Origin of the sequence: Pseudoduganella chitinolytica (assembly GCF_029028125.1) — a bacterium.
GTDB classification, from domain to species: Bacteria; Pseudomonadota; Gammaproteobacteria; order Burkholderiales; family Burkholderiaceae_D; genus Rugamonas; species Rugamonas chitinolytica.
In genome coordinates this window covers 5,089,599-5,115,911 of the sequence record NZ_CP119083.1, presented here as the reverse complement: position 1 = coordinate 5,115,911, position 26,313 = coordinate 5,089,599, and the positions used below count along the sequence as shown (strand labels likewise).

The 26,313-nt window shown below is 61.6% G+C and carries 25 protein-coding genes; 6 read left to right on the top strand and 19 right to left on the bottom strand.

Annotated features, from left to right (window positions below):
* From PX653_RS22785 to PX653_RS22760, 6 genes are all read right to left on the bottom strand, one after another.
* Nucleotides 1-438 (bottom strand): hypothetical protein, encoded by a 438-nt coding sequence (locus tag PX653_RS22785; protein ID WP_277414971.1) that lies wholly within the window; start codon nt 436-438, stop codon nt 1-3.
* An 89-nt stretch (nt 439-527) separates the two neighbouring features.
* On the bottom strand, nt 528-2,069 hold the full coding sequence (locus PX653_RS22780; protein WP_277414970.1) for a class I SAM-dependent methyltransferase: 1,542 nt from the start codon (nt 2,067-2,069) through the stop codon (nt 528-530).
* A gap of 237 nt (nt 2,070-2,306) precedes the next feature.
* Complete coding sequence (locus tag PX653_RS22775; protein ID WP_277414969.1) at nt 2,307-3,926, bottom strand: hypothetical protein; 1,620 nt, start codon at nt 3,924-3,926, stop codon at nt 2,307-2,309.
* Nucleotides 3,927-4,092: 166 nt separating this feature from the next.
* On the bottom strand, nt 4,093-4,242 hold the full coding sequence (locus PX653_RS22770; RefSeq protein WP_277414968.1) for a hypothetical protein: 150 nt from the start codon (nt 4,240-4,242) through the stop codon (nt 4,093-4,095).
* A gap of 8 nt (nt 4,243-4,250) precedes the next feature.
* Complete coding sequence (locus tag PX653_RS22765) at nt 4,251-4,463, bottom strand: hypothetical protein (protein WP_277414967.1); 213 nt, start codon at nt 4,461-4,463, stop codon at nt 4,251-4,253.
* 83 nt (nt 4,464-4,546) lie between these two features.
* Nucleotides 4,547-4,702, bottom strand: a complete 156-nt coding sequence (locus tag PX653_RS22760; protein WP_277414966.1) for a hypothetical protein — start codon at nt 4,700-4,702, stop codon at nt 4,547-4,549.
* Between the two features lie 237 nt (nt 4,703-4,939).
* Between PX653_RS22760 and PX653_RS22755 the strand changes: the two genes are divergently transcribed.
* Nucleotides 4,940-5,341 carry a hypothetical protein gene (locus PX653_RS22755; RefSeq protein WP_277414965.1) on the top strand — a complete coding sequence of 134 codons (402 nt, stop codon included), beginning with the start codon at nt 4,940-4,942 and terminating at the stop codon, nt 5,339-5,341.
* Nucleotides 5,342-5,399: 58 nt separating this feature from the next.
* Complete coding sequence (locus PX653_RS22750; RefSeq protein ID WP_277414964.1) at nt 5,400-6,359, top strand: phytanoyl-CoA dioxygenase family protein; 960 nt, start codon at nt 5,400-5,402, stop codon at nt 6,357-6,359.
* Between the two features lie 39 nt (nt 6,360-6,398).
* Here PX653_RS22750 and PX653_RS22745 read toward each other — a convergent pair whose 3' ends face one another.
* The 7 genes from PX653_RS22745 to PX653_RS22715 all read right to left on the bottom strand — a co-directional run bounded on the left by PX653_RS22745 (nt 6,399) and on the right by PX653_RS22715 (nt 14,127).
* Complete coding sequence (locus PX653_RS22745) at nt 6,399-8,333, bottom strand: hypothetical protein (RefSeq protein ID WP_277414963.1); 1,935 nt, start codon at nt 8,331-8,333, stop codon at nt 6,399-6,401.
* A 97-nt stretch (nt 8,334-8,430) separates the two neighbouring features.
* Nucleotides 8,431-8,895, bottom strand: coding sequence for a hypothetical protein (locus PX653_RS22740; protein WP_277414962.1), 465 nt, complete (start codon nt 8,893-8,895; stop codon nt 8,431-8,433).
* A gap of 128 nt (nt 8,896-9,023) precedes the next feature.
* On the bottom strand, nt 9,024-9,971 hold the full coding sequence (locus PX653_RS22735) for a MauE/DoxX family redox-associated membrane protein (protein ID WP_277414961.1): 948 nt from the start codon (nt 9,969-9,971) through the stop codon (nt 9,024-9,026).
* Between the two features lie 6 nt (nt 9,972-9,977).
* Complete coding sequence (locus PX653_RS22730; RefSeq protein WP_277414960.1) at nt 9,978-10,568, bottom strand: ATP-binding cassette domain-containing protein; 591 nt, start codon at nt 10,566-10,568, stop codon at nt 9,978-9,980.
* Complete coding sequence (locus PX653_RS22725) at nt 10,559-12,136, bottom strand: peptidase domain-containing ABC transporter (protein ID WP_277414959.1); 1,578 nt, start codon at nt 12,134-12,136, stop codon at nt 10,559-10,561. Before PX653_RS22725 ends, PX653_RS22730 begins: the two co-directional genes overlap by 10 nt.
* 728 nt (nt 12,137-12,864) lie before the next feature.
* Nucleotides 12,865-13,929, bottom strand: a complete 1,065-nt coding sequence (locus PX653_RS22720; RefSeq protein WP_277414958.1) for an ATP-grasp domain-containing protein — start codon at nt 13,927-13,929, stop codon at nt 12,865-12,867.
* Nucleotides 13,930-13,965: 36 nt separating this feature from the next.
* Nucleotides 13,966-14,127, bottom strand: a complete 162-nt coding sequence (locus PX653_RS22715) for a hypothetical protein (RefSeq protein WP_277414957.1) — start codon at nt 14,125-14,127, stop codon at nt 13,966-13,968.
* Between the two features lie 390 nt (nt 14,128-14,517).
* Between PX653_RS22715 and PX653_RS22710 the strand changes: the two genes are divergently transcribed.
* Nucleotides 14,518-16,716, top strand: coding sequence for a TonB-dependent receptor plug domain-containing protein (locus PX653_RS22710; protein ID WP_277414956.1), 2,199 nt, complete (start codon nt 14,518-14,520; stop codon nt 16,714-16,716).
* Between the two features lie 380 nt (nt 16,717-17,096).
* Here PX653_RS22710 and ssb read toward each other — a convergent pair whose 3' ends face one another.
* Nucleotides 17,097-17,615 carry a single-stranded DNA-binding protein gene (ssb, locus tag PX653_RS22705; protein ID WP_107139709.1) on the bottom strand — a complete coding sequence of 173 codons (519 nt, stop codon included), beginning with the start codon at nt 17,613-17,615 and terminating at the stop codon, nt 17,097-17,099.
* A gap of 473 nt (nt 17,616-18,088) precedes the next feature.
* Between ssb and uvrA the strand changes: the two genes are divergently transcribed.
* Nucleotides 18,089-20,953: an excinuclease ABC subunit UvrA gene (gene uvrA, locus PX653_RS22700; protein ID WP_277414955.1), complete on the top strand. Its 2,865-nt coding sequence runs from the start codon at nt 18,089-18,091 to the stop codon at nt 20,951-20,953.
* Nucleotides 20,954-20,969: 16 nt separating this feature from the next.
* Here the strand turns inward: uvrA and PX653_RS22695 are convergent, their stop codons facing one another.
* The gene (locus PX653_RS22695; protein ID WP_277414954.1) at nt 20,970-21,590 is read right to left on the bottom strand and encodes a 2-hydroxychromene-2-carboxylate isomerase; all 621 of its coding nucleotides are present in this window, start codon (nt 21,588-21,590) and stop codon (nt 20,970-20,972) included.
* Nucleotides 21,591-21,791: 201 nt separating this feature from the next.
* Entirely contained in the window at nt 21,792-22,406 is a 615-nt protein-coding gene (locus PX653_RS22690; RefSeq protein ID WP_277414953.1) for a TetR/AcrR family transcriptional regulator, read from the bottom strand.
* 81 nt (nt 22,407-22,487) lie between these two features.
* On the opposite strand from PX653_RS22690, the gene PX653_RS22685 reads away from it, so the two are divergent.
* Complete coding sequence (locus tag PX653_RS22685) at nt 22,488-23,453, top strand: SRPBCC family protein (protein WP_277414952.1); 966 nt, start codon at nt 22,488-22,490, stop codon at nt 23,451-23,453.
* A 163-nt stretch (nt 23,454-23,616) separates the two neighbouring features.
* Nucleotides 23,617-24,381: a ZIP family metal transporter gene (locus tag PX653_RS22680; RefSeq protein ID WP_277414951.1), complete on the top strand. Its 765-nt coding sequence runs from the start codon at nt 23,617-23,619 to the stop codon at nt 24,379-24,381.
* Between the two features lie 3 nt (nt 24,382-24,384).
* On the opposite strand, the gene PX653_RS22675 is transcribed toward PX653_RS22680, so the two are convergent.
* The 3 genes from PX653_RS22675 to PX653_RS22665 all read right to left on the bottom strand — a co-directional run bounded on the left by PX653_RS22675 (nt 24,385) and on the right by PX653_RS22665 (nt 26,230).
* Nucleotides 24,385-24,909, bottom strand: coding sequence for an ankyrin repeat domain-containing protein (locus PX653_RS22675; protein WP_371876371.1), 525 nt, complete (start codon nt 24,907-24,909; stop codon nt 24,385-24,387).
* A 33-nt stretch (nt 24,910-24,942) separates the two neighbouring features.
* Nucleotides 24,943-25,800: an autotransporter-associated beta strand repeat-containing protein gene (locus PX653_RS22670; protein WP_277414949.1), complete on the bottom strand. Its 858-nt coding sequence runs from the start codon at nt 25,798-25,800 to the stop codon at nt 24,943-24,945.
* Nucleotides 25,801-25,864: 64 nt separating this feature from the next.
* On the bottom strand, nt 25,865-26,230 hold the full coding sequence (locus tag PX653_RS22665; RefSeq protein ID WP_277418643.1) for a glyoxalase superfamily protein: 366 nt from the start codon (nt 26,228-26,230) through the stop codon (nt 25,865-25,867).
* Between the last annotated feature and the right edge of the window lie 83 nt (nt 26,231-26,313).

The window sequence follows — 26,313 nt, the reverse complement described above, 5'->3', positions numbered from 1 at the left end:
TCAGGCGGACGGGCCGCGCCGCCCCTCCGCCAGGTGCGCATGCCAGTCGCGCGCGGCATCGGCCGTGTCGAGGATGGCGTCCATCAGGCTGCGCTCGTCGCGCAGGGTGGCCAGCGGCACGGTGCGCACGGCCACGTAGCACCCCTCATCCGCATGCCAGCGGCAGTCGATGCCGTCCTGGCCCAGCCGTTGCTGCAAGGCCGCCCCGGCGGGCAGGTAGCCGGCCGGGCCGCAGGGCGGCAGCCGCGCCGTCACCGTCAGGCAGGCCGCATCGCTGGCGACCGACGCGAACGTGACGATCTCGCCGACCATCAATTCCAGTACGGGCGTGCCGGCATGCTGCTGGCCGGCCAGCGCGGCCAGTTCGGCCAGCAGCCGCATGGCGGCGGCCGGCGAACCGTCCAGCGCCGCGCCCTCTTCCCTGTCATCCGTCTCCACGCCCGTCTCCGCTTTGCCCGTTCCGATCCTGGGCATTCTACCAAGGGCGCAGCGAACGCCGGCGCGTGCAACGCACGCCGCGCCGCGCCTCACAGGACCTGCAGTGCGCGCCACACCGGCACGCGCAGGCGCAGGATGGCGGCCACCGTTTGCGGCAACGTGGCCGTCAGCGACGCCAGTTGTGCCCCCTGGCGGCTGTCGCAGCCGGCCGCCTCCCGATAGCGCTCGAGCTTGTGCCGGACCGCCGCCAGGATCGCCTCGCCGTCGTCCAGGTCGGGCCGGTCGGTCAGCACCGTGTAGATCAGCCGCTGGACCAGGCCGGCGCGCAGGCCGCCGCCCAGCAGGGGCGATGCCAGCACCTGGTACTGGTCGCCATGCAGGGCGGCGCGGGCGATGGCCCGGTTCAGCGCGCGCGCGGGACGGGCGTCGCTCAGCGCGCCATCCAGCAGGAACAACGCGGCGTGGCCGGAGGACGCCAGCAGCGCCGCCAGCCGCGCGGCCTGCGCCAGCGGCAGCTCCAGTGCTGCGGCCAGCGTGGCGAGGGGCAGCGGCCCGGCGGCCAACTGCTGCAACATGCGCCGCAACGGCGGCAGCAGGCGCTGCGCCTCGGTCGCATCGATCCCGGGCGGCAGCGGCTCGACGTCGCTGTCCGCGTCGACGCTGGTCCGGGCCAGCCCGATGCGTGCCAGCCATTCGGCCTGCCGCGCCGCGGACATGCGGCGCGCGCCCCGCACCATCACATCCTCGCGGAAGGCGGTGTTGTGCAGGTAGTCCTTGACGGTCTCGCGCATGACGGCGTCGTCGATCGGCGCCAGCAGGCTGCGCTGGCGCTCGTCCAGGAACAGGGCCGGGTAGGCGTGGGCGGGATTGGCGGCGCCCGCGAAATCGAGCTTGGCGTTAGCCATGTCGCGCACCACGTCGGCGTGATACAGCGGCTCCCAGCCCCGGTTCAGGTATTCGTGCGCGAGGTAGCCGGCCTTGTCGTCCGCCAGCGAAGCGAGGCGGTGGCGCAGCACGGGATTGTCGTCGACGTAGCGGCAGCCGGCGGCCTTCATGGCCTCGACGAAGTCGCGCGCCTGCGCCACCTGCCGTTCGCGCCCGGCCGGGTGGCGTTCGGCGTGCTCCAGCATCAGGCGCTGCAACGGCAGCACGCCGGCCCAGCCGGGCATGGCGTTGTAGTTGACGTAGACGATGCCGCCCGGTTTCAGGTAGCGGCCGATGAAGTCGACGACGTGGCGGCGGTTTTCCGGCGTGACCCAGCTGTAGACGCCGTACATGGTGATGAAGTCCAGCGGCGGCAGGTCGACCTTGCCGGCGGCCAGGTCGGCGAAGCTGCACTCGAGCAGCGTCAGGTTGTCCAGCTCCCCGTCCTCGGCCAGGGCGCGTGCGGAAGCCACATGCGCGGGCTGGAAGTCATTGGCGTAGAAGCGCCCGTGCGGATGGCTGGCCGCCAGCACCGATGCCGTCAGGCCCATGCCCGCGCCCAGCTCGAAATAGGTGAACGGGCGGTCCAGCGGCACCGGCTCGACCCCGTTCAGGATGCAGGCGATGCTGAGGTGGGTAGGGCTTTGTTCGGGGAAGAATGCGGCGGGGTAGGCGATGTCGGCGACGTAGCCGTCGTTCCAGTCCATGGGGGCTCCTGTGGGAAGTAGGTTCGGGGCCCCGGCGCCTGCCGGGGCGGACGCTCAGGCCTTGCGGCTCAGGCGGCGGATGCGGTGCCAGTGGAAGGTTTCGTCCAGGGCCTGGCGGGTCGAGCGGGATTGCGTTGGGTTGGTCATGGCGTGCTCCATTCTTTCGCGGGAAGGGACCGGGGGCGGACGGGGACGGCCAGTCCCGTGCGTCCACCCCCGCAGTGCTGCGGGCGCGCGTTATGCGCTGATCGTGCCGTCGTCGATGGCCTCGTTGTAGTCGCCCTGGCCCAGCAGGCCGTCGTGCTTGCCGTTGGTGGCGGCCTCCAGTTTCTTGAACAGTTCGCCGTTGTTCTCCAACATCTTCTGCGCGGCCAGCTGGACTTCTTCCGGCACCTGCACCGTGTTGCCGTTCTTGTCCTTGCAGTAGCCCGTTTCGGCCATCATTTTCAGGTTCTCGACGGACAGCAAGCCGATGTCCTTGTCCTTCTGGAACTCGTTGATGGTCTTGGCGGCGGCGGCGCTGGTCGGCAGGTCGTCGATCGGCGCATCGGGCGCCGGCGCGCTGCGCGGGCCGGTGTTTTTCGAGATCGTGCCGTCCTCGATGGCCTTGTCGTAGTCGCCCTGGCCCAGCTTGCCGTCATGCTTGCCGTCGGTGGCCGATTCCAGCTTCTTGAACAGCTCGCCGTTGTTGTCCAACATCTTCTGCGCCGCCAGCTGGACTTCTTCCGGCACCTGCACCGTGTTGCCGTTCTTGTCCTTGCAGTAGCCCGTTTCCGCCATCATCTTGAGGTTCTCGATGGACAACAGGCCGATATCCTTGTCCTTCTGGAAGTCGTTGATGGTCTTCGCGGCCGACGAGTCCGACGGCAGGCCATCGGCCTGGCCGCCCCACTGCGTGCTATCCGGGCCGCCGAACGTGACGGTTTCCTTGCCGTTGTCCTTGCCGATAGCGCCGTCCTGCAGCGCTGCGCCGAAGTCGCCCTGGCCCAGCTGGCCGTCGTGCTTGCCATCCGTGGCCGCTTCCAGCTTCTTGAACAGTTCGCCGTTGTTTTCCATCATCCGCTGCGCGGCGCCCTGCACTTCTTCCGGCACCTGCATCAGGTTGCCGTCCTTGTCCTTGCAGTAGCCCGTCTCGGCCATCATCTTCAGGTTGTCGACGGACAGCAGGCCGATGTCGTGTTCCTTCTGGAAGTCGTTGATCGTCTTGGCGGCGCCGTATTCGGATGGGCGCGTGCTGGCGATATTGCCGTTCATGATGGCGTTCAGGAAGTCGCCCGGCGACAGGCCCCGTTCGGAGGAGCCGCGGGTCTCGTCGCCGCCGTTCCTGGAAATGGTGCCGTCCTTGATGGCGTTGCCGTAGTCGCCCTGGCCCAGCTGGCCGTCGTGCCTGCCGTCCGTGGCCGCTTCCAGCTTCTTGAACAGCTCGCCGTTATTGGCCATCATGCGCTGCGCGGCCAGCTGCACTTCCTCGGGCACCTGGAAGGTCTTGCCGTCCTTGCCCGTGCAATAGCCGGTCTCGGCCATCTTCTGCATCTGCTCGACGGACAACAGGCCGATATCGTGCTCTTTCTGGAAGTTGTTGATGGTCTTGGCCGCGCCGGACTCCGACGGCAGCCTGCTGTCGTCATCGACGCCCAGGATGTTCTTGGCCATGGCCTTGACCCACGACGGCACGGCCATGTCGTCGATGGCGTCGGCCAGCGATTCCTTGCTGCCCTCGGGGATGTGCGAGCCGTGGCTGATATCGTGCAAATCGGGACCGCCTTCGCCGCCGCGCGGCTTGAAGGACCCGCCGTAGAACGAATCGGTGGTGGTGTAGGTGGTCGTGGTGGTGGTCGTCGTGATCGTCGCTGACATGTGGTTTTCTCCGGACGTAAAAGGCGGCTCGCGCGCCGCCGGGTCGATGCCGGGCTGGTGCTCGGCAGATACTGAGTGACCGGGGAAAGTTGCCGGTTCCATCGGCACGGCCTGCGGCGCCGCTGTCGCGCGCGCGCAGGAGCGGCCGCGCAAGGCGGCCAGACCCCTACAACGCGGCTTGCGCCGTGTCTTCGGCTTTCTTGATGAACTTGGTAAAGACAGCGACGTTGTTGACGTCGCTCTTGGCGGCCGCGACGGCCTCCATGTCCCGTATCGCGACGGGCGCGCCGTTCCTGCTGACCTTGCTGCCGGCCATGGGTCCTCCTACTGCTGGTCGTTGATGGATTTCGCCATCGTGTTGAAGATCTTCAGCTTCGCCAGCGACGACGCCTGCTGCGATACCCACAACTGGAATTCCATCGCCTGCGCCGCGCCCTGCTGCGCCGCATCGCCCAGCGGCGTGGCCGCGGTGCGTGCCATCGCCGGACCAGGCTGCGCGGTGGCGTTGCCCGCTTTTGCGTTCAGATAAGTGCTCATCGAGTCCTCCTGACGCGGATCGCACCGGACCCGGTGCGATCCACTGGTGTGTGGGCGGGCGCACCCGCCCGCCAGACAGTGCCTTAGATCAGGCCCATGGCGTTGTCTTCGCCGGCCTTTTCCATTTTCAGGCGGATATTGCTGGCGTTGACCAGGGACTTTGCCGCGCCTGCCGCTTCCTGATCGGCGATCGCACCTGCTGCACCCGCACCTGCTGCCGCTCCGACTTTTCCTGACATGTGAACCTCCGTAAATGGTTGAGAATTGCCGCCCTGGCTGATTGCTTCGGGTCGGTAACCATGAGTGGAGGCCTGCCACGGACAAGTTCCATCCGCTTGCGAGAATCGTTCGTTGTCGCCATGGCGGGAACCCTGGAGCCCCGGGCCACACCTATCAGGGCAGTTGTGGCGCCCCCGGCCCACCTGCACGGCGACCGCGTCCGCGGCGCCGGCCACCTCGCATAGAAAGGAAACATCATGAACGTAGGCTTTTCTCCAGGCGGTTTCGGCTTCGGCGGCCCACAAGGTGCCATGTCCACCCAGGATTTCCAGAAGGAGCTGAAGAACCAGACCAATGAAGACCTGATCAATATGCTGGGCGACCCCAAGCTGTCGCCCGGCGCCAAGCTGATGATCGGCAAGGAGCTGGAAGAACGCATGAATGCCAAGGGCGCCGAAGGTGCCGGCGGCGCGGGCGGCGGCGAGGAAGGCGATGGCGACGACCTGAAAAAGCTGCTGAAGAAGCTGCAGGACGGCACGATCTCGTCGGAAGAACTGAAGAAGCTGTCCGGCATGCTGGGCGTGGACGTGGCCACGCTGGAAAAAGCCAAGGGCAAGGAAGGGGGCCAGGCCGGCGAAGGCGACATCCTGGGCGGCTGACCGCGCGCCAGCCACCGCCGCCGCCGCGCCTGGCGCGGCGGCACCTTACGGAGACTCCATGAACGCACCCTTCCAACCGTCGCACCAGCCGCTGCGCGACGCGCACCAACTATGGTTCTGGCAGACCTTGAACCCCGACCTGGCGATCGGCGACCGGCCGCTGGCCGCCGCCCCAATACCGGCCCTGTCGCACGATCCGGCCCTGGCCGGCACTGTCGCCCGGCTGGCCGCCGATACTGTGCGCGAAGGCTATTTCCAGGCGCCGCCCGTCATCGGGCAAGCCACGGCCGCCCGGCTGGCGCGGGTGGTGGACGACCTCGCGCAGCGCGGCATCCCACCCGTGTTCTGCCTGGTCTATGACGAGTTCTGGCAGATGTTCGCCGGCCTCGACCCGCTGCTGCGCGTGCTGCTGGGGGACGGCTACCGCATGATGCCGACCGATATCTGGGCCTGGCACGTGGCGGCGCGCGCCGGCGCCACCGGCTGGGGCCCGCACCGCGACCTGCCCCGCGCCGACGCCGTGCGCGCCAACGGCCTGCCCCGCCTGCTCAACGTATGGCTGCCGCTGACGGACGTCTCGCCGGACAACGCCTGCATGTACGTGCTGCCCGCCCACCTCGACCCGAATATTCCTGAGCACGTGGACGGCGGCGAGTTCAGCCTGCGCGACTGGCAGAACATCCGCGCCCTGCCGGCCCGCGCCGGCAGCCCGCTGGGCTGGAACACGCAAGTGCTGCACTGGGGCGGGCGCAGCAGCGGCCGCGCCACCGTGCCCCGCATCAGCGTGGGCATCTATTTCCACAGCGCCGATTGCGACCTGCACACGCTCAATCCGGACGTGGGACGCCAGGGTTTCACGTCGCTGCCGTTCGGACCACAGCTGGAGCTGCCATTCGCGGCGCGGCTGGAAGCGATTGCCGGGGCGATCTACATGTACAACCGGCGTATACCCGGGGATTTCCCGATGACGTGGGAAGCCGTGTTCGCGTTTGCGCGGCAGCACCGGCGCAGCGCCTGAACAGGAAACCCCCGCCTGTCGCCAGGCGGGGGCCATGCTTCAGGGGATCGGATTGTCCGCCGAGAAGTGGCTGGTGCGGCCGAACTGGTTCAGGGTGACCTGCCATGCCGTGTCGGCCGCCGCTCGCAGCGTGGCCTGGCCCTTCTCCGGCGGGAACGACTCGATGAAGTCATGGTAGTTCGCCACGTAGCGAGCAGGATCGCCACCGGGCAAGTCCAGGTCCAGGCCCAGGGTCTCGTTCAGCTGGTTGCCGACCCACATGGCTTCGTGCATCGAATGGCCGCCGTCGTGCGTCAGGAACATCATCGTGCCCAGCAGGGCGTCCTTCGCATCGATGCGGTCGCCCTCGTCCAGCATGTGCGCGACGGCATGCATGACAATGTTGGTCGAGCCGGACACACCGCTGACGAAGGGGGCCGCATGCTTCAATGCGCGGCGCAATTCCGCGCTGGTCTCGTGCAGTTTCGGGCGGTTGCGGTCGCCCGGGTGCATGGCCGCTTCCGCAGGGTGCGTGCGCACGGTCATCGGGTGATGGTGGGAGGTGATGCCCGCCTTGGGCGCGATGCGGTTCGGGTTCGGCGCGGACTCCGTTTCGCGCGCCGACGCGGGCCCGACGACGTCGCGATAATTGACGTTGGCCCGCTGCATCCAGGGCGCTCCCCCGCCCATGCACAGCGACATCTTGACGGTCAGGTAGGGCACGGCGATGCAGTCGGCGCCGGTTTCCTTGGGCGCACGCAGCAGGTCTTTCAGCGCGCGCAGTGCGTACCCCGGCGGCGCCTGGTAGAACGCCTCCAGTTCGGGCGCCTGGGCCTGCCAGCCGCGGCGTTCGTGGCGCATCATGTTCTGCACCGCCGATGCCGCCGCGTCCTGTTCGTGCGGCTGCAGGCGCGACAACGCGCGGTCCAGCTGCCCGCTCAAGGCTTCCATGCTGTCCTTGACGCTGTCCGGCGGATTGCGCATCAGCTCGTTGACCAGCACCGACTCCAGCGCCCGGCCGTAAACGTTGTCGTGCAACTGCGTCGCATGGTCGCGCAGTGCGGCCGGTGCCGGAATATCGCCAGCCAACCGGTTCGCCAGGCGCGCCAGGTCGAGCAGGCCGTGCCGGGCACAATCGTCGCTCACTTCCGTCAACCATTGCCTGGTTTTGCCAAAGCTCAGGCGATGCTGCATCACCCGGTCCATCGTCTCGAAGCCCAGGTCGCGCAGGAATTCACCCTGGCCCGGGCTGGCGTTGCGCTGTGCGCGCCGGATCTCATAGCCCAGATGGGTCATGCAGTCCATCGGCATGCGCCCGGTCAGGCGTTGCGCACGGGATGGGCCGATCTTCTGCACTTCCTGCGCATGCACCGCCTCGCTGACGGCCTTCATCATGCCGCCGAACGCCGCCGCATTCAGCCGGTTGTGCGGATTGGACAGCCAGTGCCGGGCCCGCTCGATCTCCTGGCCCGCAAGCGTCCCGTGCAAGCCGAACTCGCGCTCGGTGTTGGCAAGCAGCGTCAGCGCGGCCTGGCGCGCCGTTGCCTCGCCCCGATGCACCTCCTGCACGGGCATGCTGCTGTCGGTATACAAGCTGAGCTTGACTGGCGAATGAGCGCCCAGCTGCGCCTGTCCCAGCCGGGGGTCGCCCCGTCCCACCTCATGTCCCAGCACGAGGAATGCGCCGAGCTCATCCCGGTTGGCCTTGCTGTTCCAGTCCACGGCGTCGAGCACCGTGGTGCGCGGACCGATGACGGGAGCCGGTGGCTCGGCAGGCTGCGGCGCCCCGCTGGGGCCGGATGGCGTCGCTCTTGCTTGCCGCTGCAGCGGATGGGGGCCGCCCGGCCGCGGTGCGGACGAGCGCGGCGGCGGTCCGCCAGGTGCCGGCGCCGCCGCGTGGCGTTGCCGGCTGCCCTGTGGCGGCGCCTGGTTCGGATCGGTTACGGGGAAGCCATGGGGGACGTGACCGCCCCCTCCTTGCGTTCGGTTGAACATCGTCTCTCCTGTGCCTGCGGGTTGTCGGCCCCACCCGCGCGGGGAATTACGCAGGTGAGTGGAGAGTGGGGGGAAATGGTTCGGCCTGCCGCCGGCATCAAGCCGTTTGCACCCCCACGAGTGTGGCACTATTTCCCGCCAAGGCGTCGGTCACCAGGTGCGAGAACGTCGCCAACCGGTCCGCCGTCCACACCGACGCCATCGCGTACGGGTCCGCGCCGTGCTCGGCCTGGGCGACGAGGTCGCTGAAGGCCAAGTGCGCGACCGTGCCGCCGCTTGCGTCGACCAGGTCGAGTGCGGCAATCGTGACATGGCTGTAGTCGTGCACCGTCATCTTCGCGTACGACGTGTCGCGGTCGACCAGGTTGATGATCAGGTCGCCGCTGTCGATGTTGACCTTGACCTTGTCCGCGCTCAGCGTCACATTCGAGAACAGGCGGTTGCCCGTGATCTTGAGGATGTCGTTGCCGCCGGCTTCCTCGAAGAACCGCCGCCCATCTCGACCCGATGTCCTCTGAGCACGTGACGCGGGCGAATTCAGCCTACGCGACTGGCAGAACATACGGGTCCTGCCGGCCCGAGCTGGCTGTCTGATGGGGCTGAAACGCGCAGGTGCGGCACTGCGTCGGGCGGAGTAACCGCCACGTGTCAGCGTAGGGATTTACAGCGTAGACCGCGATTTGCATAAACTTAGACCGATGCGGCGCGGCAGGGACTTACGTCGCTGCCGTTCGGGTGTACTGCAACTGGGGGTCGCGGCGCGGACTGTTTTAATATTAATTCATACAACAGCTGTCGACCAGCATCTATACCGGCGGCAATAGGCGAACTCAGCTCAGCTTTTTCTCCGACATGCAGCAACGACGGAAACACGCGGATTCCCAGCACATTCGAGAGACTGCACTCTTCATCTATCAGCGTATTCTCAGGATCACAGCCATCACCCGCGCCATCTGGAAGAAACCATATCGGCATCGGTAACAGACCGGCCCCTCGAAGCGCCAGCGCCTCGCGTTTCATTGCATTGCAAGGTTCACAGCCTTTGGAAACGACCAGAATGAGTAATTCACCGTCACTCTTGACAAGATCTGCGACTGACAACTTCTTCCTTGCCAATCCCGGGCGAAAAACCAGGTCCCCGATCTCAGGATACCGTCTCGTAGACGCGCCCTGCAATGACTTTGGACTATTAACATGCTTTAAACCGAACAGAATAATGCAGTTCCCGAAAAATGCCGCGTAGAGCTCCCCAATCACTCTGAGGTCATCATTCGCGGATTCACCATGTACAAGAACGGCGACCGCAGATACCACCATCACGCAGCGCAGCGGTACGATATAGCCCTCTACATGATTGGATAGGCCACCAAAGCATTTGCACGGCTTCTTTTTGGCGTAGAAAATGCCGTAAATCAGGCCAGCGACAGATATGATGAGCGAGTACAACGCTATAAACTTGCTTAACCACAAATTCACGCCAAAAATAAGCAGGTAGCCGAATACAAATTCCACGCCAGGACGCACATATGCACGATATTCTACAGTTTTTCGCGCCGGCCATCGTCCAACAGCGGAAAGGCAGAAAACGAGTGCTAACATACCGTTGGCAATACCTGAAAGATAGGATAGTGAGTTCATCCGATCTCACCTTAGCATCATACCGGAATGATCGTTATGGAAATCCGCAACGATAGTACCATTTTCAAACTTTAGGACTCGACGTGCCGTATCGATGGTCTCTTTCCTATGCGCTGCAATGATGCGCGTAACGTTTGCCTGCTCGATTGAAAAATTGACGCGTGACTCGTTATGCAAATCCAGATGACTCGTCGCTTCGTCCAAGACCAATATTTCCGACCTCTTGTAAAACGCTCTCGCAAGCATGAGGCGCTGCTTTTGACCACCAGACAATGAGGTACCAATATCACCAACCAATGTTTGATAGCCCATCGGCATGGCCACAATATCCTCATGAATGGAGGCCATTTTGGCGCAGTCCACAACCCGATCTGACTCGTCCTTCTTGTCAAAAAACGATATGTTTTGCTCCAAGGTGCCTGCAAATAGCGTATCCTCCTGCAAAACGGTAGCAATATGTCCGATTGCCTGGTTTTTCTCATCGATGGAAATCGGCTTGCCGAATATTAGAATGGTGCCTTCCGTTGGTTCAAGCATACCGCATAATAGCTTCAGAAAAGTGGTTTTTCCGCATCCTGAGGTGCCTGTCAGCGCCACGAACTCACTCTGATTGTTACGTTCACGTTTTTCAATACCCAAGGATCCAACGACGAGTAGCGAAAACTGACGTCAACAAATTTCACCGCAGCCACATCAATGCCCTCCTGATGTTTTAACGTCGTTAATCCGTTAAGTGGCGTCAACATTACGTCACTTAGTCTGTTAGTATGCAGCTTAACGAGATGAAGTACGGATAACTTATCAACCATGGCATACGCTCTCGTGGAAAACATCGCTTTGTAAGCTAAAAACGCATACAGCATCCCTATCGAGATACGTTCATCAATTAACAGCGAGATGCCCGAATAAAGTATAATTAAATTTTCTGCGCCCAATATTATCTTCCCAACAAATGCGAAAGACACATTGGCGGTTCCAACTAAATTTTGCTTATTGATTGTGCATATGAGTAAAGCTCGCCAGTGCTCGAACCGATCAGCTTGTTTCCCGAACAGCTTGATTGTCTGAAGGCCTCTTATAGATTCCTGAAGAAAATTCTGTTGCGCCGCGTCCGCCTGCAAAAGTTCTTCATTTAACCTCAGGAGAGATCGGTACCCGGCGGCGCGGTACAGCGCATAAATAATGGCTGAGCTAAGGACAATTGTTGCCAACCAAACATCGTAGGTCAGCATCACGAAAATGACTACGATGGAAAATAGCCCATCCAGCACCGCTTCAATAAGGCCCGCAGACAGTACCTCCTTCAACGATGTCATCGAATGTAACCGACTCAAAACGTCACTAAGTCTACGTTTCTCGAAGTAAGAGAACGGTAGAGCTAAGACATGTCTGAAGAGATTAGTAGACAGGTGCAGATTTAGTCTTGATCCCAGTATGATTACAGTTTTCGAACGTAAAGAAGTGAGGATCAGCTGAATGACTAGCAGGAGTGCCGCAGCGATAAATAAGGTACTGAGTAGGTCGGGCCTATCATCTCTTACAGCTTCGTCGACAATTATTTGAACTACAACCGGAGTAAAAAGCGAAGCCACTTCCAGGCAAGCCGCTAGTGCGAATACACTAACCACGGTTGACTTGATCCGCGGCAGATTTCGCACGAGATCGTATAGGCTTATCCTTTGACGTTCGTTCCTTGCAACAAAACCAGGCCTTGGCGACAATTCGAGAACTACACCCGTGAAGCTCCGCGAGAAACTTTGCTCGACCACCTGGATATTGCCCAATGCGGGATCATTAATATCAAAAATTAAGCACTTGCGTCGTCGGCAGCTGCGTACGCGCTTTAACACTACGAAATGATTAAGATTCCAATGTACGATACATGGGAACTGGAGATTCATCAAATCGCCCATCTCCACACGGGCGGCGCGCCCCTGTAACTGGAATTCACTTGCCAGGTCCATAATCGCCTTAAGCGTTACACCGCGCATGCTGATCGAGAATCGCTGACGTATTTTCGTAAGGTCTGTCCGGTAACCATGGTACCCTAATATCATCACCAAGCAGGCAATTCCGCACTCAACAGCTTCGTCCTGAAGGACAGTTGGTGTCTTTCTTTCTGCGTAGCGATCTTTGATCCACCCCAACAACCTAGTGATCGGCATGTAATCTCTCCGCCAGCACCTCAAGAAGCGATGGCCCTAAATAACCAGTTCGCAAATCGACTTTCCCCAGAACGGGCTTTTCCCGGGCCACGCTATTTGCAATCCTCACCATTATCAATCTTCCCGAGTGAACACCACACGGCGAATTCCAAGCCGCGCTACTGAACGGTCCACATTCTTCAACAGCAATGACCAGCCCCATGCTGAAAGATGTACCATTCTCACTGTCTGTGCTTAGTCCTACCCGACGGCCTAGGTTTAGCAGGGGGCCGGGATCTCCGGCATTAGGTATGAGAATCGACACAATATGCTGAGGATGAGATTTCGGAAATAGCATAGTTTGCGAAATTACATAACGACCGACATTAGCTTCGATCCCCGGCATCAGAGTTCCAACTGGTCCATTCGCCTTGCTCAGTGGCGCCAGGTTGGCCGAATCACGTCTATAGCTAGCTGCCGCTGTATCGGCGAACCCATACGTTCCGCCGGGGGCAAACCTAGAGAATATACTTCCATAGCACTAACTGTGCGCCCAGTAATGGTAACGCCGGAAGACGGACGGTACATCAATATATATGTAAGACAGAGGGCTGCAATTACTAGCATGCAATAAGAAAAGAGATGGCTTCCGCCCAGCTCTAAGGAGTTGCTTCCTACACTCTCGCGACGGGCTTGGTACACTTCGGCACGATATAGCTGATCAATCACTAGTCTCTTACGCTGGATGGTTAACTCTGAGCGGCTTCGTCGCGGGCGTAATAGTCCGCAAGGTAACCTGCTAGGTTGATTAACGCAGGGTTGCCGTTACCGACTTTGTGGGTCCCAAGGGCCGAGCAGAAGGCGTCCAGCAGTTCCAAACTGGAATCAGAAATTTCCTTCCATAAGAACTGACCAGCGCTGTTCACCTCGAGGAATATTAAATCGTTCTCAGGCGTAACTATCAAGTCCATACAGCCAAACTGCAGCTTAAGAGCATCAAACACTGCCATTATTTTTGATTCCCATTCGGGTGATATGCAGTGGCGCTTTACGTTTTGTTCTGGATTGAAGTCATCAAACCTCCAGTCAACACTAAAGCCACGACTTTGGCTGTCGATTTTTGCAATGAACAACCTGTCTAAAATGCGAGTTACACGTAGCTCATACTGTTTCTCACAATACGGCTGATAGATTCCTGGGCACGCGGAAAGTGAAAAGTCAGTAGCGATGATGTCGGTGGTGATCAGTGACGTACGCATTACTGTGCGTGAACCGTCGTCGTTGTTCCATACTGCGGGGCAGAATCCCTTGAAGATGGAGAGGTAGCGGTTTTCTTCGACAAATTGCCTGATCCTTGTTGGCTCATTACTCATTAGCGTGGACGGGATCTTGATACCTGTTTTAGCGGCCGCGATCAACTGTGCAGCTTTCGAATTGGCAGCCCTCTCAGCTTCCATGCTATTGATCCATAGGGTGTTTTCGTCACCGAGTAACGGCAGAATGTTCTGTATGAAGTCTTCGGACTCACGTTGCACCACCCAAACGTCATGCGGATGTGTGCGGGTTGCCGGAACGGGGCGCCCCTGTCGACGTATCCAAATAGACTGCAGCGGGCCTTCTACCAGGTTTCCCCCCAGGCACAGGCTCACCTTTACCTCACCTTTGCTATCTATACAGAGAGATGCAGTGTCGAGCTTTGGAAAGTCCTCCCAATACCAAACGACCGTATTATGGCCGAGCCTTGTTAGGCCCCATACCACTGCATCTACGTGACTGTCGTCCCGCAGAGTAATGATCAAGATATTTTTGTTCATACGTGTAATGCCCCAGCGCAGGCTGGGGCACGAGACTTAGCCTTTATCGCAACCGGTGGGTTTTTCGCCGGAATGTACTGTTTGCATGGTGCCTTCAGGGCATTCCTTACCGGTGTGGCCTCCGGAAACCTTCGCTACTTCTTCGGCGCTCAGCTCTTTACCAACAACTTTCGCCAAAATTCGCTCAACGATCTGCATAGTTACCTTTCATTTTAGAAGTTAAGGGCGGCTTACCAAATGATAGCTTTGGACGTTTCCAGTTTTATCAATGGGCCGCGGCGAGATAATGTCTGCATATACGAGATTAACCAAGAAATTTTTACTTGCTTTTTTCAATTTATATAACTCATATTATTCTCAGCGGCACAACTGCTAAATATTACAGCTGCACGTATTTTCGGCCGATGTATAGTTGAGCGTTTGGCAGGATTTGTGTTAAAAGAATTTCGGCCGCCTCGGTTTTACTGGTGTAGCCTGCGGCAGCGTTTACTTGGGGGGGCAAACTCAACATTGATCGCCTGCAAGCTGCAATCAAGACGCCTGTATGCTTGCGCCTTTGGCTCTTTTGAACATTAGAAATTTACAGAAATGAAGATTATTTCGATTTGGTTGTCTCTCGCTGCCGTAGCTCCCAGTTTAGTAGTAACCAAGCCAGCGAATTCTCCAGAACAGTCCGCAGTCTCGGGCAACTATGTCGCGAAAGTACAGGATGAACCAGTAAAGGCAGCAGAACAGAGTGCCCTGCAAACAGTTGAGATCGTGGCTTCCACCGCTTCTTTCGATCCGAGAAGAGACGACACGGCGTCTAAAGTGGTAATTACCGGTAACGAAATTAGCCGATATGGCGATCCAATCATTACAGAGACACTGAAGCGCGTGCCTGGTGTAACGGTACGCGGCGGCGGAGACGTCAGGTTGCGAGGACTGGGGAATGGGTATACGCAGATTCTGGTAAACGGTGAGCGGGCTCCGTCGGGCTTTTCTCTTGATCAGGTTCAACCAGCATCCGTTGAACGTATAGAAATCATTCGGGGAGCCGCCGCTGATTTAAGTACTCAATCAATTGCAGGGACAATCAACATCGTACTGAAGAGGGCTGTGAAGCCTAATCTGCAGGAGCTCCGTGTGGGAGTGGGGCGCAGCCATTTTTCCCGATGGGCTAATCTGAACTCGTTGGTATCTGACCGAGTCGGTCGGGATGCCTACTCCTTGAGCACCTCGGCATTTCAACAGACATATGATCGATTCACTAGCTCTACTGAGGATGAGACTTCCCAAGCGAATGAATTGGTTGGCTTGCGGCTACTTTCGGAACGTGATAGAGGTCATAACAAGGGATTGAATATTGTTCCGCGTGTGTCTTGGAACCTCGATAAGGGTGGGACGCTTACATCAGAAAGCTTCGCGACTATTAGCGATATACATGTTCATGGCCAGGGCATAGCGAACGACCTGATCGGCGAAAGGTACCAGTTTGATAGTAAATCTTCCGACAGTATCACGCACTATAAGACGTTGCGAACAAACATAGTCAGGTCGACACAACCGGATGGCCTGGGGCTGTTAGAAGTTAAAGTTGGACTGAACGGTTCGCTCGGTCAGCAAATAGTACGACAAGTTGGTTATGCATCGGATACCGCCCGCCTGCAACGGGAAGTTCTGTCGAAAACGCGCGAGCGTGGTGTTACGTCGTCGGGTAAGATCAGGACGCGGCCTCACCTGGGTCACGTGCTTTCGACAGGCTGGGAACTCAGCACAAGTCGCCGTGACGAGGACTATGCCAGGTCGGAGCGGTCTGAACAATTGGAGAGTGAGACCGACCGTTTTCGTGTTTCTATAAGCCGGCTTGCTTTCTATGGTCAGGATGACTGGACGATCAGTGAACACTTCTCGTCGTACTTCGGGCTGCGATGGGAGGGCTTGCGCACCAGTAGCCGAGGTACTGACTTTGATACTTTAGGACAGCACAGCAGGGTGTGGAGTCCGATTGTTCATACATTGTATAAGGTTCCAGGCACCAGATCACAATTCCGCGGGTCTTTAAGCCGTACGTTTAAGGACGCTTCTCTTGAGAGCCTTATCCCCCGCCGCAGGCGGTCGCTGATTAATAGTCCAGTTTCGCCGGACTATATTGGTAATCCGTTCCTGAAGCCGGAGGTTGCGCTAGGTTTCGATCTATCCTACGAGCACTACTGGACGGATAATGCGCTGCTGAGTTTATCTGCGTCCAGCCGGAGGATAGACGACGTAGTTCGACGAGACATTCTGCGACAAGGCGGACGATGGACGTTAGTTCAAAGCAACAACGATAAGGCATCAATTGAAAGCCTGGAGATAGAAGTAAAGGGGCCGTTGCGGATGATATTGGCTAACGCCCCAGCAGTGGATGGCCGGCTTAGTCTTTCGCGCAACTGGTCGCGAGTACGCTCAGTTCCCGGCCCAGCAAATAGGCTCGATGCTCAGATTCCATTTTCCGGTGCGATAGGGTTGGACTATGTCGGAAAAGGAGGCGGGATTAAGGCTGGTGCTAGCTTCGCTTTCAGTGGAGGAGGGCTCGCGCGAGTCTCCGAAAGTTTATATAGCTACTCAGGCGTGCAGAGGGATCTGGATGCGTACGCCGTGTTTCGGCTCAATTCTAAGGCTGGTCTCCGTGTCGCGTTCACCAACCTGCTGGGACATCCGGGAATCGGGGCATCGAAATACATAGTCGCCGGCGACGCATTCCGGCGATCTGAGCGAACAGAAACTAGTCGATTGATTCGCCTGACCTTGGAAATTAAACCTTAAGGATCGCAGGGGTCGCCGCGAAAAAACGGCAGATCGGAGTCGCACGCAGTCCATTACCTCCCTCCCCCCAAATCGATGGCCAGCGATGCCGTGTCCGCCCCTCTTGGTTCAATATACTTTGTGGGCAATAAGTCTGCGCATACGGAAAGGGAAATATGGACAAGAACATTAAGTAGATTCATGAGATTGCCGGCATGCGGAATATTAGAGCCGTTTCGCTTGGGCGTGATACATCGCCCGCCGCCTATAGTCGAGAAATTTTGACACGGCGCTAGCTCAGCCAGAACGCTTTCATGGCACAGACCAAGAAATATCCAAGAAAAAGCCCTACAAATCAGTAACTTGTAGGGCTTTGTTTACTACTACGACCTGGTGGGTCCTTAGAACGGAATATCGTCATCCATATCCGAGAAATTAGGCGCAGGCTTCGGTGCCGGACGAGGTGCCGGAGCCGACTGCTGCGGGCGCGGTGCCGGGCGGCTCGGTGGCGCGTCGTAACCGCCGCCGCCCATGCCCATGTCGTCGCCACCACCCATGCCCATGCCGTCACCGCCGCCCATGCCCTGGCGGCCGCCCAGCATCTGCATTTCCTGCGCAATGATGTCGGTGGCGTACTTCTCGACGCCGTCCTTGTCCGTGTACTTGCGCGTCTGCAGGCGGCCTTCGACGTAGACCGACGAGCCCTTCTTCAGGTACTGGCCGACGATCTCGGCCAGGCGGCCGAAGAACGAGATGCGGTGCCACTCGGTGGTTTCCTTCTGCTCGCCCGTGTTCTTGTCCTTGCTGCGGAACGACGTGGCAACGGCAATATTGGCGATCGCATCGCCGCTCGGCATGTAGCGGATCTCCGGGTCGCGGCCCAGGTTGCCGACGATGATGACTTTATTGACAGATGCCATGTAGTACTCCTGCGTGAATTTTTACCAAAGGACGATTATATGCCAGCGCGCCTGGCAGCGGCATACCCGGCCCATGCAGCGCGCCAGGATTTTTTCGGATCGTCACCAGCGCGCTCGGAGACGAATACTGGTATTATATACAGTGTTCGGTTGAATTTGGGCTGATCCGTGTCAAAGACGGGTCACGAGCGAGTGCGGCACTTGAAAAACCGGTGTTCGGCAGCAACTATGGTGGACAGCCGCGCAGGCCGCCCCATGGCGGCACGGCAGGTGGCATCGGCCGGCAACGCCGGCACGCACCCGGGCATCACGTTTCAAGCATCCCCACAGCATCGTTTTCCGAACCTCGTTATAGTTGCGGGTTGACCGACCGCCGCGCCGCAAGCGCGGCATTGGCCGTTCCGGCCCCCACTGCAGTTGGCACACCGTTGGTACACCAGTTCGCACACGTTCAGCACATTCAAGGCACATACATGGAAGAAATCCGCATTCGCGGCGCGCGTACGCATAATCTGAAGAACATCAACCTCGATCTGCCGCGGAACAAGCTGATCGTCATCACGGGCTTGTCCGGCTCCGGCAAGTCGTCGCTGGCGTTTGATACGCTGTATGCCGAGGGCCAGCGCCGCTATGTCGAGTCGCTGTCGGCCTACGCGCGCCAGTTCCTGCAGCTGATGGAAAAGCCGGACGTGGACCTGATCGAAGGCCTGTCGCCCGCCATCTCCATCGAACAGAAGGCCACGTCGCACAACCCGCGCTCGACCGTCGGCACCGTGACGGAGATCCACGACTACCTGCGCCTGCTGTATGCGCGCGTCGGCACGCCCTACTGCATCAACCACCCGGACCATGCGCTGTCGGCGCAGTCGGTGTCGCAGATGGTCGATGCCGTGCTGGGCATGCCCGAGGGCACCAAGTTGATGATCATGGCGCCCGTCGTCGCCAACCGCAAGGGCGAGCACGTCGACCTGTTCGAGGCCATGCAGGCGCAGGGCTTCGTGCGCTTCCGCGTGCAGAGCGGCACGCACGATGCCAAGATCTATGAAGTGGAAGACCTGCCGAAGCTGAAGAAGACGGAAAAGCACACCATCGACGTCGTCATCGACCGCATCAAGGTCAATCCGGAACTGAAGCAGCGCCTGGCCGAGAGCTTCGAGACGGCGCTGCGCCTGGCCGACGGCCGCGCGGTGGCGTATGAGATGGACACGGGCGTCGAGCACGTCTACTCCAACAAATTCGCGTGCACCTCGTGCGGCTACTCGCTGCAGGAACTGGAGCCGCGCCTGTTCTCGTTCAACAACCCGATGGGCGCGTGCCCCGAGTGCGACGGCCTGGGCCACATCGAGTTCTTCGATCCGAAGCGGATCGTCGCGTTCCCGAACCTGTCGCTGGCGTCCGGCGCCGTGAAGGGCTGGGACCGTCGCAACCAGTTTTACTATCAGATGCTGTCCAGCCTGGCGAGCCACTACGACTTCGACCTGGACTTGCCGTTCGAGAAACTGCCGGCCGCCGCGCAGAACGTCGTGCTGCACGGGTCCGGCAAGAACACGGTGCCGTTCACGTACGTCAACGAGCGCGGCCGCACGGTCCTCAAGGAACACACGTTCGAGGGCGTCGTGAACAACCTGGCGCGGCGCTACCGCGAGACGGACTCGATGGCCGTGAAGGAAGAGCTGGCCAAGTTCATCAACGAGAAGAAGTGCCCGACATGCACGGGCGCGCGCCTGCGCGTGGAAGCGCGTCACGTCAAGGTCGGCACCGGCAAGCAGGAAAAGGCCATCTACGAGATCGCCGAGAAGCCGCTGCGCGACACGCTGTCGTTCTTCGAGCAGCTGAAACTGAAGGGCGCCAAGCGCGACATCGCCGACCGGATCGTCAAGGAAATCGTGTCACGCCTGACCTTCCTGAACAACGTGGGCCTGGACTACCTGTCGCTGGACCGTTCCGCCGACACGCTCTCCGGTGGCGAGGCGCAGCGTATCCGCCTGGCGTCGCAGATCGGTTCGGGCCTGACGGGCGTGATGTACGTGCTGGACGAGCCGTCCATCGGCCTGCACCAGCGCGACAACGACCGCCTGATCGAAACGCTGAAGCACCTGCGCGACATCGGCAACAGCGTGCTGGTGGTGGAACATGACGAGGATGCGATCCGCACGGCCGACTACATTGTCGACATGGGCAAGGGCGCGGGCGTGCATGGCGGCGACGTCATCGCGGCCGGCTCCCTGAAGGACATCCTGAAAAACAAGGAATCGCTGACGGCCCAGTACCTGAACGGCTCCCTGAAGATCGAGGTGCCGAAGAAGCGCCATGCGGCCGATTCGAACCGCCAGCTCGTCATCACGGGCGCGACCGGTAACAACCTGAAGAACCAGACGCTGACGGTGCCCGTCGGCCTGCTGACGTGCGTGACGGGCGTGTCCGGTTCGGGCAAGTCGACCCTGGTCAACGACACGCTGTATCCGGCCCTGTCGCGCCACCTGTACGGCTCTCAGATGGAACCGGCGCCGCACGATTCGATCAGCGGCCTGGAACACTTCGACAAGGTCATCGCTGTCGACCAGGCGCCGATCGGCCGCACGCCGCGCTCGAACCCGGCCACGTACACGGGCGTGTTCACGCCGATCCGCGACCTGTTCTCGACGGTGCCGACGGCCAAGGAACGGGGCTACAGCGCGGGCCGCTTCTCGTTCAACGTCAAGGGCGGCCGCTGCGAAGCGTGCCAGGGCGACGGCGTGCTGAAGGTGGAGATGCACTTCCTGCCGGACGTGTACGTGCCGTGCGACGTCTGCCACGGCAAGCGCTACAACCGCGAAACGCTGGAAGTGCACTACAAGGGCAAGAGCATCACGGAAGTGCTGGAGATGACGGTCGAGGATGCGCACGAGTTCTTCAAGCCCGTGCCGACGATCGCGCGCAAGCTGCAGACGCTGCTGGACGTGGGCCTGGGCTACATCAAGCTGGGCCAGAGCGCGACCACGCTGTCGGGTGGCGAGGCGCAGCGGGTGAAGCTGTCGCTGGAACTGTCCAAGCGCGACACGGGCCGTACGCTGTACATCCTGGACGAGCCGACGACGGGCCTGCACTTCCACGACATCGACCTGCTGCTGAAGGTGATCCACCGCCTGCGCGACCAGGGCAACACGCTCGTCATCATCGAGCACAACCTGGACGTCATCAAGACGGCGGACTGGATCGTCGACCTGGGGCCGGAAGGTGGCGCCGGCGGCGGGCGCATCATCGCGACCGGCACGCCGGAAGAGGTGGCCGCCAATCCGGACAGCGTCACCGGCAAGTACCTGGTGCCGCTGCTGGCCGCGCCGGCGAAGAAGAAGTAATCCGGCGGTAAAACCGTCAGGCGGCGGCCGGCACGGCGGCCGCCTGCGTCAACCACCGCTCCATCTGGTCGAACCGGTCGAAGCCCCAGAACGGTTCGCCATCCACGAGCATGAACGGCACGCCGAACACGCCGCGTGCGATCGCTTCCTCGCCCGCCTTGCGCAACTGGTCCTTGATGGCCGCGCCGTGCATGGCTTCGCGCAGCCGCGCGCCATCGACACCCTGTTCCTCCGCCAGCCGCACCACTTCGTCGTCCTGGCCGATATCCACGCCTTCCGCGAAGTACGCCTCGAAGCAGCGGCGGGCGAACGCGGCCGCCTTGTCGGCGCCGTATTCGGTGTCGATCCACAGCGTGGCGCGGGGCGCCGCCAGCAACAGCTGCGGGAAGTTGGCCGGCTGGCGATAGGCGATGCCGTTCAGCTGCGCCGTGCGCGCCGTGTCGCGTTCGGCGTACGGGCCGCGCAGCGGGATCATCGGCGCCGGCAGGGCGCCGGTGGCCTTGAACAGCGCCAGGATCAGCACGGGGCGCCAGCGCACGGTGCGGCCGTGGCGGGCCGCCAGCGCGTCGATACGCGCTGCCGCGAAGTAGGCGTAGGGCGAGCCGAAGTCAAAGTAAAAATCGATGGGGGTGCTCATGGTGTCTCCTCCTTGGGTTAAAAGTCGCCGAAATCTTCATTCCGGTCGGGGATGGCGCGCAGCAGATCGGCTACGCTGTAGTGAACCAGGACATAAATGACGGGCAGCGCCAGCAACAGCAGTTTCATGTCAGCCTCCATTTCGCACAGTCGTGCGAAATCAGTGTCAAAAAAACGGATGGCATGCCACCCGTGACCCTTCTCATTCGATCTCGTTGAAGCTCTTGTACGTCGAGATCAGCCGGTTGAACGCCCTCTGCATGCGCTTCGGTGCCGACGGGTCGCGCAGGAAGCGCACGTCGTGCATCGCGCCGATGATCAGGCTGTAGATCTCGAACACCAGCTGTTCGGGATCCGTGTCCGGCCGCAGGTGGCCCGCCTCCATCGCCTGCAGCACGGTCTTGCGCAACGACGCGCGCCAGCGCGCCACACCCTGCTCGACGCGGTCGCGCAGCGGCCCCTCCAGGTCGTCGAACTCGAACGCGCCCGCCGTGTACAGGCAGGAATTGCGCGTGCTTTCGTCCGTCACCTTCTTCAGCCACAGCATCACCTGCGTCTGCAGCCGGGGCAGGCCGGCGGGCTGTTGCAGCGACGGCAGGAACACCTCCTCGCCGAAGCGGCGGTCATACTCGTCCAGCACGGCGCCCTGCAGGCTTTCTAGCGAGCCCACGCGTGAAAACACGCCGCTCTTGCTGATGCCCGTGCGCTTGGCCAGCTCGCCCAGCGACAGCTTGCCGATGCCTTCGCCCGCGGCCATTTCCATGGCCGCGTCGACGATCAGCGCGTAAGTGGCTTCGCTTTTTGCGGAAGTGTTCATGTGGCGAACTTTAGCACAGGTGTGCGAAATTGCAAGGACTAATCTGTGCTGGTCAATGCGACAATACGGGTTTTGTCCGCCATGAAGCGCTTCTTTCACTCTCCCCGTTTGCGCAAGCTGTGGCCGCTGCTGGTCGGCGTCCTGTACGGCCTGGGCCTGCGCATCGGCTTTGCCTGGGATCACGGCGAGTTCAGTATCGTGTCGAAGGCGTTCCTGCTGGCGACGCCATTCTCGCTGGGTGCATTGGCCGTGTTCGTGGCCGCGCGCGGCGAGCGCAGTACCGTCCGGCGCGACGCCGCCGTGTCCGCCAAGGCGATGCTGCTGTTCCTGGTCGCAATGTTCGCCACGTTGCTGGAAGGCCTGATCTGCATCGTGCTGGTGCTGCCCGTGTTTGTCGTTGCGGCCGTGCTGGGCGGCGTGCTGGCCGGCTGGCTGCATCGCCGCATGCTGGACAATAAAGGCACCGTCTCGGCGTTCGCGCTGCTGCCGCTGCTGCTCGGCCCCATCGAGGCGACATTGCCGCCGGCGCAAAGCGAGCAGCTCGTGTCCACGACGATGCATATCGCGGCGCCACCCGAAGTGGTATTCGACCAGCTGGCCGACGTGCGCGGCATCCGGCCCGTCGAACTGGGCTTCGCGTTCGTCCACCTGATCGGCCTGCCCAAGCCCATCGCGGCCGACATGCGCGGCACGGGTGACGGCGCGGTGCGCGTGTCGCGCTGGGAAAAGAACGTGCGCTTCGAAGAGGTGATCACGCACTGGGATCGTCCCCGTGCCATGCACTACCGCTTCCATATCCCGCCCGGCAGCATTCCGCGCGACGCGCTGGACGAGCATGTGGAACTGGGCGGCGAATACTTCACGGTGCTGGACGGCGGCTACGACCTCGCGCCCGCGGCGGACGGTGGCACCGAGCTGACGTTGACGACGCGCTTCCTCAACAAGTCGCAGCTGAAGCTGTATGGCGACCTGTGGGGGCGGATGGTGCTGCAGGACTTTCACCGGTCCATCCTCGGCTTGATGCGGCATCGGGCCGAGCGGGCTTGACCCGCAGACCAGCCCGTGACCGAGGCGGACATGGCCTCGGCATTGACGGTAACAGCAGAGGCCGTGTCCCACTTCGGGGTCTGACCCCGCGGTGGGACACGGGCTGGTCCGTCAGTGCCTGGCCAGGTAGACTGCGGCTGTTCGGACAGCGACAGGAGATGGCATGGACGGCTTGGCACCATGGATGCAGGCGGGCGGCTGGGGCCTCGTGGCCGGAGGCGCCTTGCTGCTGGGCGCCGCCGCCGGCTACTGGCTCAAGGTACCCCAGCGGCTGATCGCCGCCGTTATGGCCTTCGGTAGCGGCGTGCTGATTTCGGCGCTCTCGTTCGAATTGATGGACGAGGCAGTCACGCAGGGCGGCCTGCGCTCCACGGCCGCCGGCTTCCTGGCCGGTGCCCTCGTCTACACGGCCGCCAACCGCGTGCTGTCGTCCTACGGTGCCAAGCACCGCAAGCGCTCGGGCGAGCGCCAGCCGAAGCAGCAGGACGACGCCAGCAGCGGCGCGGCCATTGCCGTGGGCGCGCTGCTGGACGGGATTCCGGAATCGATCGTCATCGGGCTGTCGATGCTGAAGGGTGGCGCCGTCAGCGGCGTAACCGTGGCGGCCATCTTCCTGTCGAATATTCCGGAAGGGCTGTCCAGCGCCGCCGGCATGAAAAAAGCGGGCCGCTCGGCCGCCTACATCTTCGGTATCTGGGGCGGCATCACGCTGGCCTCGGGCGCTGCGGCGCTGGCCGGCTTCACCCTGTTCAGCGGCTTGTCCGAGCAAGCGATCGCCGCGACCACGGCCGTGGCCGCAGGCGCCATCCTCGCGATGCTGGTCGATACGATGATTCCCGAGGCCTTCGCGGAGGCGCACGATTTCGCCGGCCTGATCACGGTGGCCGGCTTCCTGTGCGCGTTCGCCCTCAGCAAGGGCGGGGCCTGACGGTCAGCGCACCAGCATCATGTAGGCATTCTGCGCGCCCATCTTGGCCGCCAGGTCGATGGCGCTCATGCCGCTGCCGTCCACGATGGCGGGATCGGCGCCGCGCTGCAGCAGCAACCGCACGATGTCGACGCGGTCGAACATGGCGGCAAACATCAGCGCCGTCTTGCCGTCGCGGCCGATGCCGTCCACCTGCGCGCCATGGTCGAGCAGCAAGGTGGCCATGGCAAGGTCGCCCTTGAACGCGGCGCCCATCAGCGGCGTCTGGCCGGCGTCGTTCTGCAGTTCCGCATCGGCGCCCTGCTCCAGCAGCAGGCGCGTCGTCTCGACGTGGCCGTGGTAGCTGGCCAGCATCAGCAGGCTGTCGCCCCGCTCGTTGCGCAGGTTGCGCGGCAGGCCCTGGGCCAGCAGCGTGGCCAGTTCGTCCGTCGTGCCCGCGCGGGCATACTGGAACACGCGGCGTGCAAAGGCCAGCGTGTCATCATCGAGTTCGGGCTGTGCGCCCGCCTGGTGTTCGTTCATTGCCATGCTCCGGGTGTTGTCGGCACAGCATACCTGCAATCAGCCGTCGATGCGCAGCGTCAGGCCCGTGGCCGTGTACAGGGCGGTGGCCTGGCGGCCTTCGACGACGATCATGTCGTACACGCCGCGGCGCCGCGCCGCCGTCAGCACGGCATGGCGGCTGCCCGGCGCCGGCCGGTAGCCTTCGGCGAAACGCAGGCGCAGCGTGCCGCCGGCAATGGTGGCGACGCCTTGCACGTGCAGCCCGCTGTCGGCGCCTTGCAGCGCCAGCGCCAGCGTGGCCGACGTCAGCTGGGTGTAGTTGCCCTGGACGATCAGCCGCTCGCGTGCCACGCCCGCGAGAGTACCGACGGCGACGTAGACGTCGCCATCGCCCAGCGCGTGCGGGGATGCGGCCTCCAGCGTGCCACCGTCGACCTGGGTGCCGCCCACCCAGCTGTTATGGCCATGCAGCGCCAGCGTGCCGCTGCCTTGCAGCGTCAGCTTGCCGCCACCGCCGATGTCGTTGCGCCAGGCATCATGGGCGTGGTAGCCGCCGCGTGCCGCGTCCAGCGTGACGACGACATTGCCCGTGAACGTACGATAACCGCGCGCCGCCGCGTCCAGGTTCAGGTAGCCGGACGGCAGCGCCGTGCTGCGCAGCACGGCCCGGCGTTGCATGGCGTCCAGGTAGGGCAGGCGGTTCGCCAACAGGGCCTCCGCACCCGCCGCGATACCTTCCCCGCGATCGGCCGGCATGCCGTACGCCACACGGTGCAAGTAGCCCGCCTGTGGTGCCGGCACCAGCTCGACGAAACCGGGATCGACGGGCGGCGGCGGGATGGCGGTGACGGGCGAAACATCGACGCCGCTGCAAGCGGACAGCAGCGCAAGCAAGGCAAGCAGGGTACGGGACATGGCAGCCTCCGGACGGGAGATGCCAGATTATTGCGGCCTCATGTGACGCCGCGATGACGATGCGCTAATCGTCGCCCAGCTCGCAAAAACGCAGCCGGTTGCCGAACGGGTCCGCGATTTCCATCTGCTCGCCCCAGGGCACCGTCTCGACTGTCGGGTGGGCGTAGCCGTAGGCTTGTGCTGCCAGTTGGGCTTGCCAGGCATGGATGCCGGCCATGGGCAGGAAGAGCACGGTACCTGGCGTGCCGTCGCCGTGGTGCTCGGACAGGTGCAGCACCAGGCCATCACGGCTGAGCTGCAGGTACAGCGGCATGCCGTCGGCAAAGCGGTGTTCCCAATCGACGGCGAAGCCCAGGAAATCCACGTAGAACGCGCGGGCTTTTTGTTCGTCGAAGATGCGCAGGATGGGGTTGGCGGGGGAGAACTGGATGTGCGGTGCAGGCATGGATGGCTCTTGAGGTCACGTGACTGTCTGGTATGCCGTCCATTATCCCGCATGCGCCGCAGAAAAAA